General features: G+C 60.8%; 10 protein-coding genes. All 10 read left to right on the forward strand.

Annotated features, from left to right (window positions below; translation table 11 throughout):
• Window positions 1-31: 31 nt before the first annotated feature.
• The 10 genes from FHT87_RS17875 (at window position 32) to FHT87_RS17920 (ending at window position 12,020) form a co-directional block, all read left to right on the forward strand.
• Entirely contained in the window at window positions 32-937 is a 906-nt protein-coding gene (locus tag FHT87_RS17875; RefSeq protein ID WP_183736124.1) for a sugar ABC transporter permease, read from the forward strand.
• Window positions 930-1,874, forward strand: a complete 945-nt coding sequence (locus tag FHT87_RS17880) for a carbohydrate ABC transporter permease (RefSeq protein WP_183736125.1) — start codon at window positions 930-932, stop codon at window positions 1,872-1,874. Before FHT87_RS17875 ends, FHT87_RS17880 begins: the two co-directional genes overlap by 8 nt.
• A 4-nt stretch (window positions 1,875-1,878) precedes the next feature.
• On the forward strand, window positions 1,879-2,985 hold the full coding sequence (locus FHT87_RS17885; RefSeq protein ID WP_183736126.1) for an ABC transporter ATP-binding protein: 1,107 nt from the start codon (window positions 1,879-1,881) through the stop codon (window positions 2,983-2,985).
• Between the two features lie 238 nt (window positions 2,986-3,223).
• The gene (locus tag FHT87_RS17890) at window positions 3,224-5,680 is read left to right on the forward strand and encodes a glycoside hydrolase family 2 protein (RefSeq protein WP_183803685.1); all 2,457 of its coding nucleotides are present in this window, start codon (window positions 3,224-3,226) and stop codon (window positions 5,678-5,680) included.
• A 39-nt stretch (window positions 5,681-5,719) separates the two neighbouring features.
• Window positions 5,720-6,484, forward strand: coding sequence for a sugar phosphate isomerase/epimerase (locus tag FHT87_RS17895; protein WP_183736128.1), 765 nt, complete (start codon window positions 5,720-5,722; stop codon window positions 6,482-6,484).
• Window positions 6,485-6,492: 8 nt separating this feature from the next.
• Window positions 6,493-7,626, forward strand: a complete 1,134-nt coding sequence (locus FHT87_RS17900) for a Gfo/Idh/MocA family oxidoreductase (protein WP_183736129.1) — start codon at window positions 6,493-6,495, stop codon at window positions 7,624-7,626.
• 328 nt (window positions 7,627-7,954) lie between these two features.
• Entirely contained in the window at window positions 7,955-8,986 is a 1,032-nt protein-coding gene (gene mgrA / locus FHT87_RS17905; RefSeq protein ID WP_183736284.1) for an L-glyceraldehyde 3-phosphate reductase, read from the forward strand.
• Window positions 8,987-9,243: 257 nt separating this feature from the next.
• Window positions 9,244-10,857 carry a glycoside hydrolase family 43 protein gene (locus tag FHT87_RS17910; RefSeq protein WP_183736283.1) on the forward strand — a complete coding sequence of 538 codons (1,614 nt, stop codon included), beginning with the start codon at window positions 9,244-9,246 and terminating at the stop codon, window positions 10,855-10,857.
• An 8-nt stretch (window positions 10,858-10,865) separates the two neighbouring features.
• Window positions 10,866-11,366, forward strand: coding sequence for a GNAT family N-acetyltransferase (locus FHT87_RS17915; RefSeq protein ID WP_183803688.1), 501 nt, complete (start codon window positions 10,866-10,868; stop codon window positions 11,364-11,366).
• A gap of 303 nt (window positions 11,367-11,669) precedes the next feature.
• On the forward strand, window positions 11,670-12,020 hold the full coding sequence (locus tag FHT87_RS17920) for an RcnB family protein (protein ID WP_183803691.1): 351 nt from the start codon (window positions 11,670-11,672) through the stop codon (window positions 12,018-12,020).
• The last annotated feature ends 163 nt before the right edge of the window (window positions 12,021-12,183 follow it).

Genomic DNA, 12,183 nt, shown 5'->3' on the forward strand with positions numbered 1-12,183 from the left:
GGTCGCAGTTGCGATTTGAGGAGAAGTGTTCATGACGGGGCAAGCGCAAGCAGGCCGGCCAATCAAGTTACTGCGCAATCTGAATGCCAAGATTGCATCCATACCGATGATCCTGACAGCGCTGGTGATTTTTGTCGGCGGCACATTCTGGACCGTCTTTTATTCCTTCACCAATTCGAAGCTCCTTCCGCGACTGAGCTTCGTCGGCTTTGACCAGTATCACCGTCTCTGGGCGGCGCCCCGCTGGGTGACGGCGATCGAGAATCTGGCTCTCTACGGCATTCTCTCGCTGATCTTCAGCCTGGTCATCGGTTTCCTGCTTGCTGCGCTGATGGACCAGAAGATCCGTTTCGAAAATACCTTCCGCACGATCTTCCTCTACCCATTCGCGCTGTCCTTCATCGTGACGGGCCTCGTTTGGCAGTGGATTCTGAACCCCGACTTCGGCGTTCAGTCGGTTGTGCGTTCGCTGGGTTGGACGAGCTTCACCTTTAACCCGCTCTATACGCCTGAAATCGTCATCTACGGCATTCTGATCGCGGCGCTGTGGCAGGGAACCGGTCTCGTGATGTGCCTGATGCTTGCGGGCCTGCGCGGGATCGACGAGGACATCTGGAAAGCGGCACGCGTCGACGGCATCCCGATGTGGAAGACCTATCTCTTCATCGTCATTCCTATGATGCGGCCGGTCTTCATCACGACGATCGTCATCATCGCCTCCGGCATCGTCAAGGTCTACGACCTCGTCGTCGCGCAGACATCCGGCGGTCCAGGCATATCATCGGAAGTTCCGGCGAAATACGTCTACGACTACATGTTCCAGGCGCAGAACCTGGGACAGGGCTTTGCCGCCTCGACGATGATGCTGGTCACTGTCGCGATCATTATCGTCCCGTGGGCCTATTTGGAATTCGGAGGAGGGCGCAAGCGTGGCTAATACAGGAACTCTCAACACCGTTGCCGCCGGTATCGACGCCGTTGCGCCGAGGCTCGGCGAAGGCCCGAGCGGCGCCAAGCCGCGCCCGGTGCTGTCGTCGCGCAATATCATGCTCTACGGCACGCTGGCCGTCGCGGCGCTCTACTATCTGCTGCCGCTCTACGTGATGGTCGTGACCTCGCTGAAGGGTATGCCGGAAATCCGTCTCGGCAACATCTTCTCGCCGCCGATGGAGATCACCTTCGAACCCTGGGTAAAGGCCTGGGCGGAGGCCTGTACCGGGCTCAACTGCGATGGTCTGTCGCGCGGTTTCTGGAACTCGGTGCGCATCACGGTGCCGTCGGTCGTCATCTCGATCGCCATCGCCTCCGTGAACGGCTATGCGCTTGCAAACTGGCGCTTCAAGGGATCCGAGCTTTTCTTCTCGATACTCATCATCGGGGCGTTCATTCCCTATCAGGTGATGATCTATCCGATCGTCATCATCCTGCGCGAGATCGGCCTCTACGGGTCGCTCACCGGCCTCGTCATCGTGCATTCGATCTTCGGCATGCCGATCCTGACGCTGCTGTTCCGCAACTATTTCGTGTCGCTGCCGGAGGAGCTGTTCAAGGCGGCGCGTGTCGATGGGGCAGGCTTCTGGCAGATCTTCCTGAAGATCATGCTGCCTATGTCGCTGCCGATCTTCGTCGTCGCGATGATCCTGCAGGTCACCGGCATCTGGAACGACTTCCTGTTCGGCGTGGTCTTCACCCGGCCGGATACCTATCCGATGACCGTGCAGCTCAACAACATCGTCAATTCCGTCCAGGGCGTGAAGGAATACAACGTCAACATGGCGGCAACGATCCTCACCGGTCTCGTGCCGCTGATCGTCTATTTCGTCTCAGGGCGGCTTTTCGTCCGTGGCATCGCCGCCGGCGCAGTGAAGGGTTGATCCCATGAACATGAATTCAAGTGTCTCCAACTCCAGCGTCTCCATCAGGGATCTGTCGCTGAATTTCGGCTCGGTCAGCGTGCTCAAGGACCTGAACCTCGACATCAACGATGGCGAATTCCTGGTGCTGCTCGGCTCGTCCGGCTGCGGCAAGTCGACTTTGCTGAATTGCATTGCCGGCCTGCTCGACGCCTCGGAAGGGCAGATCTTCATCAAGGGCAAGAACGTCACCTGGGAAGAGCCGAAGGACCGCGGCATCGGCATGGTCTTCCAATCCTATGCGCTTTACCCGCAGATGAGTGTCGAAAAGAACCTCTCCTTCGGTCTGCGCGTTGCCAAGGTGCCGCAGGCCGAGATCGACAAGCGCGTGGCGCGCGCGGCCGAGATCCTGCAGATCCAGCCGCTCCTGAAGCGCAAGCCGGCGGAGCTTTCCGGCGGGCAGCGCCAGCGTGTGGCGATCGGCCGTGCGCTGGTGCGCGACGTCGACGTCTTCCTCTTCGACGAGCCGCTGTCGAACCTCGATGCCAAGCTGCGCTCGGAATTGCGCGTCGAGATCAAGCGCCTGCACCAGTCGCTACAGAACACGATGATCTACGTCACGCACGACCAGATCGAGGCGCTGACGCTGGCCGACCGCATCGCCATCATGAAGAGCGGCATCATCCAGCAGCTCGACGATCCGACGACGATCTACAACCGGCCGCGCAACCTCTTCGTCGCCGGCTTCATCGGCTCGCCGTCGATGAATTTCCTGCGTGGCGAACTGGTCAGCACGGGCGACGGGATGGCCTTTACCGCCAACGGCGTCAACTTCTCGCTTGCCGGCTACGACGCCGGTGAAACGCTGCAGCCCGGCCGTAAGGTGGTGCTCGGCGTTCGCCCCGAGCACATCAAGGTCAACGAGAATACGGGTGGCGAAGAACATGATGCCACCGTCGATATCGAAGAACCCATGGGGGCGGATAATCTGCTCTGGCTGAAACATGCCGGCCACACGATGTCCGTCCGCGTCAACGGCGCGCGCCGCTTCAATGTCGGGGCCAAGGTGAAGCTGAATTTCGACATGTCGGTCGCTTCACTTTTCGACGCGGCGACGGAAAACCGTATCTGAGACCTTGACCCCAGGCAGATGAAGGCGAGGGTGGTGGTACCTTCGCCTGAGTCCGCCAGCGCTGCCCGGCCCGGCGGCAACGCAGAATGAAAGACAGTCCTTTCCCCCTGGCCTTTTCCCGGCTCACGGGGAGAGGCGGGGGGGTGCGGGGGCTTCGCCCGGCACCGGCGGGAACATCCTCTGTTCCGGCTCAATCATCAAGGGGGCGCCGTCCCTCGTCCAAGATCGAGATCAAGCAATGACCCAGTCCACGACCTCCATCGACCTGTCCGGCTCCTGGCAGCTCTCTTCCGGCGACGGCGAAGCGAAATGTGGGATCACGCTTCCCGGCGACGTGCATACGGCGCTGCACCGGGCCAATCTCATTCCCGATCCGTATTTCGGGCGCAACGAGGAAGTGGTGCAATGGGTGGCGCGTCGCGAATGGACGGTGGAGCGCAGCTTCACGCTTCCTGATGCCGAGGGCGACTGGTACCTCGACATCGACTATCTCGACACGGTCGCAAGCGTCTACGTCAATGGCTTCCTGGCGCTCGAAGCCGATAACAGCTTCCGCCGCTACCGTCCGGATGTTTCGAGCATGCTGAAGGCGGGAGACAATTCCATACGCATCGTCTTTGCCTCCAACGTCGCTGTCGGCGCTGAACGGCAGAGGCAGCAGCCATTCTACATTCCCTACAGCACGGGTAACTCGCCGATCCCTGACGGCAACATGCTGCGCAAGCCGCAGTGCCATTTCGGCTGGGACTGGAATATCGCCATTGCGCCGCTCGGCCTTTACGGCACGATCGCGCTGAAGAAGCTGGAGACGGCGCGCATCGAGCATGTGCTGACACGTCAGACCCATAATGCCGATGGTTCGGTGGAACTGCAGGTCACGGTGACGCTCTATGCCAAAGACCCCGGCATCGCCGAACTGCATTTCGATCTCCACGGCGAGCGTGTACGGCTCGATGTCGGCGTCAACGTCGGCGAGACGAACGTCAATTATGTCTTCCAGATCGACAATCCGTGCCTTTGGTGGCCTTCGGGCAGTGGCGAGCAGGTGCTCTATAAGCTGACCGTCGAACTGCCGTCTGACAGTGTGACGAAGCAGATCGGCCTCAGAACCATCGAACTCATCACCACGCCTGACGCCGCCGGCAGCCGTTTTGCCTTCAAGGTCAACGGCCGCGAAATCTTCTGCCGCGGCGCCAACTGGATCCCGGCGGATGCGCTCTTCTCGTTGTCGTCAGAGGAAAAGACAGAGGATCTGCTGCAGTCGGCCAAGGCCGCCAACATGAACATGATCCGCGTCTGGGGTGGCGGCTTCTACGAACATGACTGGTTCTACGACATCTGCGACCGGCTCGGCCTGATGGTCTGGCAGGACTTCATGTTCGCCTGCAACCTCTATCCTTCGACCGAGGATTTCCTCGAAAATGTCGCTGTCGAGGTGGATTATCAGGTCCGCCGGCTCTCCTCGCATGCCTCGATCGCGCTCTGGTGCGGTGACAACGAGCTCGTCGGCGCGCTGACCTGGTTCGAGGAGTCCCGTAGGGATCGTGACCGCTATCTCGTTTCCTATGACCGGCTGAATCGTACGATCGAACAGGCGGTGAAGAAGGCGATGCCGGGCGCCCTCTGGTGGCCGTCGAGCCCGGCTTCCGGTTATCTCGATTTCGGCGATGCCTGGCATGCCGATGGTTCCGGCGACATGCACTACTGGTCGGTCTGGCACGAGAACAAGTCGTTCGACAATTACCGCTCGGTCAGGCCGCGTTTCTGCTCGGAATTCGGCTTCCAGTCCTATACGTCGCTGCCTGTCATCAAGACCTATGCCGACGCCAAGGACATGAATGTCGCGTCGCCCGTCATGGAGCTGCATCAGAAGAATGCCGGCGGCAATGAGCGCATTGCCGGCACGATGTTCCGCTACTTCCGCTTCCCGAAGGATTTCCCGAATTTCGTCTATCTCTCCCAGATCCAGCAGGGTTTGGCGATCAAAACGGCGGTGGAATATTGGCGTTCGCTGAAACCCCATTGCATGGGCACGATCTACTGGCAGCTCAACGACACCTGGCCGGTCGCCTCATGGTCGAGCCTCGATTACGGCGGTCGCTGGAAGGCGATGCACTATCTCGTCAAGCGCTTCTTCCAGCCGGTGGCGGTTGCCGCCATTCCGTCCGACGACGGCAAGTCGATCCGCTTCTCGCTGGTCAATGACACGCTTGCCGATGTCAGCGTCGATCTTGCGATCTCCATCCTGACAATGAAGGGCGAGCGCAAGCATCTGAAAAATGCGCAGGCCATGTGCGCGCCGGATGCGGCCTGCACAGCGGCGACGCTCGACATGTCCGAGATCCCCGAGGGCACGCTGCTTGCTTGGCACTTCACCGCGTCGAACGGCATGGGCGGCGAGGGGCACTATGTCAACGGCACCTACAAGGCGCTGGAACTGGAGCCTGCAGGTTTGACGGTCACCCATGAATTCGTCGAAGCGAACGGCTCCGTCGATATCAACGTCACCGCGAAGGGGCTGGCGCTCTTCGTGATGATCGAGACGGACACCGATGGCAAATATTCCGACAACGCCTTCGACCTTGCGTCAGGCGAAAGCCGCCGCATCACCTTCACCCCGGCCAAGCCGCTCGAAAAGGGCAAGCTGCCGGAATTCCGCTTCTACGACCTGCATTCCTGCCAGTCGGCAGATTGATCTTACGTGAGAACGGGCACGAGGCCCGAGGAGGATGACATGACCAAGCTCAGCTATCAGCTCTATAGCGCCCGCAATTTCCCGCCGCTGTCGGCGATCTTCGAAAAGCTCGGCAAGGCCGGCTATGGCGAAGTCGAAGGTTTCGGCGGCATCTATGCCGAACTCGACGAAGCCGGCCTGAAGAGCCTGCGCGCCGATCTCGACAAGAACGGCCTCGTGATGGCGACCGGCCATTTCAGCCCCGATTTCCTCGACGGCAACGTCGAGAAGTCGCTGCAGATCGCCAAGGTCCTCGGGATGGATTCCATCTACGCGCCGCATCTGATGCCCGACCAGCGCCCGACGGATGCAGCCGGCTGGCTCGCCTTCGGCAAGCGCCTGCAGGAAATGAGCAAGCCCTACAAGGATGCGGGCTATGAATTCGGCTGGCACAATCACGACTTCGAATTCGTGAAGCTTTCGGACGGCTCGCTGCCGATCGAGCGTATTTTCGAAGGCGCGCCCGGCATCACCTGGGAAGCGGATATCGCCTGGGTCGTTCGCGGCGGTGCTGACCCCTATGCCTGGGTCGAGAAGCTTGGGGACCGCATCAGCGCCGTGCACGTCAAGGACATTGCGCCGGCTGGCGAAGCCGCTGATGAAGGCGGCTGGGCCGATGTCGGCCATGGCACGATCGGCTGGGCGAAGCTGCTTCCGGTCGTCAAGGCGAAGACCAAGGCCAAGCATTTCGTCGTCGAGCACGACAATCCCAATGATATCGACCGCAACATCACGCGCTCGATCGCTTCCTTCAAGACCTACTGAGGCAGACCATGACTAGGGAACTTGGCGTCGGCATCATCGGATGCGGCAATATCTCCACCACTTACTTTTCGCTCGCACCGCTCTTCAAGGGGCTGAAGGTGCTGGCCTGCGCCGATATCAACGTGCAGGCCGCAAAGCTTCGCGCCGAGGAATATGGCGTTGTCGCGCAGACGATCGAAGAGCTTCTCGCCAATGACGAGATCGACGTCGTCGTCAACCTGACGATCCCGGATGCGCATTATCCGGTGTCGAAGGCAGCGCTCGAAGCCGGCAAGCATGTCTATTCGGAAAAGCCTCTCGTGCTCTCACTGGAGCAGGGCGAGGAGCTTCGCCGCATCGCCAAGGAGAAGGGGCTTTCCGTCGGCTGCGCGCCCGATACCTTCCTCGGCGGCGCGCATCAGCTCGCCCGCAAGTTCGTCGATGACGGTGGCATCGGTCGCATCACGTCGGGCGCCTGCTATGTCATGGGGCCGGGCATGGAAATGTGGCACCCGAACCCGGACTTCTTCTTCCTGCCGGGCGGCGGCCCGATCCTCGACATGGGGCCGTATTACATCGCCAACCTGATCAACCTGATCGGGCCGGTGAAGCGTGTTGTCGGCATGACCTCGATGGCGTCGGAAACCCGCACCATCACCAGCCAGCCACGCAGCGGCGAGACCATTCCGGTCAAGACGCCGACGACGATCCAGGCGCTGCTCGAATTCGTTTCCGGCGCCACCATCACGCTGACGGCAAGCTGGGATGTCTGGTCGCACCGCCATGCCAACATGGAGCTCTACGGCACGGATGGATCGCTCTACGTGCCGGACCCGAATTTCTTCGGCGGTGTCGTCGAGGCCAGCGGCCGCGACAAGGAGATCAAGGCCTTGGAAGCCTGGGATCACCCCTTCGGCAAGTTCAACCAGGAAAGCCCGAACGGCCCGCGCGCCAATTACCGCACGGCCGGCCTTGCCGACATGGCCATGGCGCTGATCGAGGGCCGCGATGCGCGCTGCTCGCTCGACCGCACGCTGCACGGCGTCGACATCATGACCTCGATCCTGAAGTCGGGTGCGGAAGGCCGTTTCGTCGATCTGACGACGACCTGCACGCAGCCCGCGGCTCTGGGCATTGAAGAGGCGCAGGCGCTGTTGAAGTAAGGTGAGGGGTGCGCCGTGCGTTTTTCGTGCGGCGCGCTTGCTCCAACGCTTCCGTCATCCTCGGGCTTGTCCCGAGGATCTACTGATGGCGCGGCAGATCCTCGGGACAAGCCCGAGGATGACGACATTGGACGGCGGATGTCTGCCATCGGGCCTTCCACCGTCGTAGTTGTCGGGAACACGCGTCACGCGCTTGCCGTATCGGCGTGCTTAATCCAATAGTGCCGTCGCGCTTTGCCCGACACGAGGGCGGCGACGTTTTCAGCTTTCGACCGCCACTGGTGCGGAGACGAGAGAGAAGCACTTTTACAGGTTGAGGAGACCTCAGATGAGCTGGCAACCGGCCGAAGACCGCTATTCGAAGATGAAGTATAACCGCACGGGCCGTTCCGGCCTGAAGCTGCCGGCCGTTTCCCTCGGCCTCTGGCACAATTTCGGCGGCGACACCCCGCATGACCGCAAGGTCGACATGTGCCGCACGGCCTTCGATCTCGGCATCACCCATTTCGACCTCGCCAACAATTACGGCCCACCTCCGGGCAGTGCCGAAACCGCTTTCGGCGAAATCCTGCGCACCGATTTTGCTGGCCTGCGCGATGAGCTGATCATCTCCTCCAAGGCCGGTTACGACATGTGGCCGGGTCCTTACGGCGAATGGGGCAGCCGCAAGTATCTCGTCGCCTCCTGCGATCAGAGCCTGCAGCGCATGGGCCTCGACTATGTCGATATCTTCTATTCGCACCGTTTCGACCCGGAAACGCCGCTGGAAGAAACCTGCGGCGCGCTCGATTACATCGTGCGTTCGGGCCGCGCGCTCTATGTCGGCATTTCCTCCTATAATTCGCAGCGTACCCGCGAGGCTGCCGCCATCCTCAGGGATTTGGGGACACCATGCCTCATCCACCAGCCGAGCTATTCCATGCTCAACCGCTGGGTCGAGGACGATAAGCTGCTCGATACGCTTGACGAGGTCGGCATGGGCTCGATCGTCTTCTCGCCGCTTGCCCAGGGCATGCTGACGACGAAATATCTCGGCGGCATTCCCGCCGACAGCCGCGCGGCGCAGAACCACTTCCTCAAGAAGGACTTCATCCGTCCCTCGATCATCGACAATATCAAGAAGCTCAACGAGATCGCCGAAAAGCGCGGCCAGACGCTAGCGCAAATGGCGATCGCCTGGGTGCTGCGCGGCGGACGCGTGACGTCGGCGCTCATCGGCGCCAGCCGTTCCTCGCAGATCGTCGATTGTGTTGCAGCGCTCGGCAATCTCGAATTCACGGCTGCGGAGCTGAAGGAAATCGATGTCTACGCCAAGGAGGCCGACATCAATCTCTGGGCCAAGTCGGCTGAGCTGGAATAAGCTAGCCGAAAGGCAACCTCGATGTGGGGTTTGGGGCAGCGCGTCGCCCCAAATTCCCTCATTCCTGTGTCCTCGTGCAGGCACGAGGGATGTCACAGGAATCCAGCCGCCGCGCGTCTGCGCGGCGAGAAGAGTCCTTTCAGCCCAAGGACTTGGGCTGGCTGGATCTCTGTGACAAGCACAGAGATGAGGGAGGAGGAGAGCTCCTCACTATCATCTGACGTACGTACTGCAATTTTTCTTTTGGAGGAGCCGCCATGATCCGCAATCCCATCCTGCCAGGATTCAATCCCGACCCGTCCATCTGCCGCGTTGGCGACGATTATTACATCGCGACCTCCACGTTCGAATGGTATCCGGGCGTGCAGATCCACCATTCGCGCGACCTGGTGAACTGGACGCTGGTGCGCCGGCCGCTGGAGCGCGCCTCACAGCTCGACATGCGCGGCAACCCTGACAGCTGTGGCATCTGGGCGCCGTGCCTTTCCTATGCGGACGGGCAGTTCTGGCTCGTCTATACGGACGTGAAGCGCTTCGACGGCAATTTCAAGGATGCGCATAATTATATCGTGACCGCGCCCACCATCGAGGGCGAATGGTCCGAGCCCGTCTATGTGAATTCCTCGGGGTTCGACCCGTCGCTCTTCCATGACGAGGACGGGCGCAAGTGGTTCGTCAACATGCAGTGGAACCATCGCACCGAGAGCTATGGCGGCTCGCCGAAGTCGCCGGCCTTCGACGGCATCCTGCTGCAGGAATGGGACGCTCAGACCAAGGCCCTGAAAGGCCCGATCAAGAACATCTTCGCCGGCAGCCCGCTCGGGCTCGTGGAAGGCCCGCATCTCTTCCGGAAGAGCGGCTGGTACTATCTGACGACGGCCGAAGGCGGCACCGGCTACGATCATGCCGTGACGATGGCGCGCTCGCGCAATATCGACGGACCCTATGAATTGCATCCGAACCGGCACCTGATCACCTCGAAGGATCATCCGGAAGCGGCGCTGCAGCGGGCAGGGCACGGACAATATGTCGAGACGCCCGACGGGCAGGTCTATCACACGCATCTCTGCGGCCGGCCGCTGCCGCCGAAGCGCCGCTGCACGCTGGGACGCGAAACCGCGCTGCAGAAATGCGTCTGGCGCGAGGATGGCTGGCTCTATTTGGAAAACGGCACTGTTGTTCCCGATGTCGAGGTGCCCGGACTTGGCGGTGCCGTGCTGGCCGAAAAGCCTGTTCGCAGCGAGTATAATTTCGATGGCGGCACGCTGCCGGCCGATTTCCAGTGGCTGCGTACACCCCAGCCGGAGCGTATCTTCAATCTCACGGAGCGTCCCGGCCATTTGCGGCTGATCGGCCGTGAAAGTGTCGGTTCGTGGTTCGAACAGGCGCTGGTCGCTCGCCGGCAAGAGCATCACAGTTTCCGCGCCGAGACGGTGGTGGAGTTCACGCCCGATACCTACCAGCAGGTCGCGGGCCTGACGCACTACTATAATCGCCACAAGTTCCATGCCGTCGTCGTCACGCTGCATGAGAAGCTCGGCCGCTGCGTCACGATCTTCTCCTGCAACGGCGATTATCCTGATGGCCGCATGACCTTCCCGGCCGAGGCCGGCGTGGCGCTTCCGGCCGACGGCCGCGTGCAGCTTGCCATGGAGATCCGTGACAACGACCTGCAGTTCTTCTGGCAGACGGAAGGCAAGGGCGCCTGGCAGCCGATCGGCCCGGTTCTCGATGCCGGCGTCGTCTCGGACGAGGGCGGGCGCGGCGAGCATGGCTCGTTTACCGGTGCCTTCGCAGGTGTCCTCGCCTTCGATACGTCCGGCCGGGCAAAGACGGCTGATTTCGACTGGTTCAACTACGAGGAACTGTGAGGGCGGCGATGTCAGGCTATATCCGCATCGAGCCGATGACCGAGGGGCATATCGAGGGCTTTCACCGGGTTCTCGATAGCGTGGCACGCGAGCGGACATATCTGACCCTGCTCGAAGCCCCGCCGATTGAAGATACGCGCAAATTCGCGCTGTCGTCGATCGCCGGCGGCAATGTGCATCTCGTCGCTCTCGATGGCGGCGAGCTGGTGGGCTGGTGCGATATAAGACGGCACTTCTTTCCATCGCGTGCTCATTGCGGCGCGCTCGGCATGGGTCTGCTGCCGGACTATCGCGGGCGGGGGCTCGGCCGGCGCCTCATCGCGGCGGCGATAGAGGCGGCGCGTGAAGCGGGCATGATCCGTATCGAACTCGGCGTGCATGCCGACAATGCGCGAGCGATCCGGCTTTACGAGAGCGTGGGTTTCGTGCGGGAAGGGGTGAGCCGCGATGCGTTCTGCGTCGATGGGCACTATACTGGTGTCATCAATATGGCGATGATTTTTAGATAGTTGCGATCGGCAGCGGCTGGTTTCCTCTTCTCCTCGCTGGGGCGAAGGGGAAACGCCGCAACGTCTCGTTTCCCCATTTTCAATGGAGCGGTTCATCACACCGCAATGCCATTCTCATCACGCCCGATCACCTCTATGTGATCCCCGACGGCATGATCTGACAGTCGTTCGTTATCCCGAAATAAGAACATTAGGAATCAGTTATAAGCTACCGATTTCATTACAGATCTTTAATTTTATTTTCAGATTTCGTTCATTTTTGAAGACGTAATTTCGGGGCGTGTTCAACACGAGGAAGCCCTCATGAAAAAGATTTTTGCAGCTCTTCTTTCTGCCTCTTTCCTGCTCTCGCCGATCGTTGCACCGCAAGCAAGTGCTGCCGATCATCGTCGTCCGCCGGTCGTTGTTGAGAAGAAAGTCGTCGTCCAGAAGAAGGTCGTCGTCGAGAAAAAGGTGGTCCGCCGTCATCACTGGTCCAAGGGTTATCGCATGTCGGCTGCCGAGCGCGGCCGTTACGGCGAAGTCCGCGACTACCGCCGCTACCGCCTGGCACCGCCGCCGCGCGGCTATCACTGGGTGAAGGCCGATAACGACTATCTTCTCGTCGGTGTCGCCACGGGTGTGATCTCCAGCATCATCGCTGCGGGTCGTTGAGTTCACGCACACTCCCGAAAAGAGGGCGGCTTCGGCCGCCCTTTTGTTTTTGTCGGGAGAGTTTTTGCGGACGGCGCGACCCCAGCATCCCTCATTCCTGTGACAAGCACAGGAATGAGGGAGATTGGGGTCAGCGTCGCTGCCCAAAACCGGGTTTACATTG

The sequence above is a fragment of the Rhizobium sp. BK316 genome (genome assembly GCF_014193695.1).
In the GTDB taxonomy this organism is placed as follows: domain Bacteria; phylum Pseudomonadota; class Alphaproteobacteria; order Rhizobiales; family Rhizobiaceae; genus Rhizobium.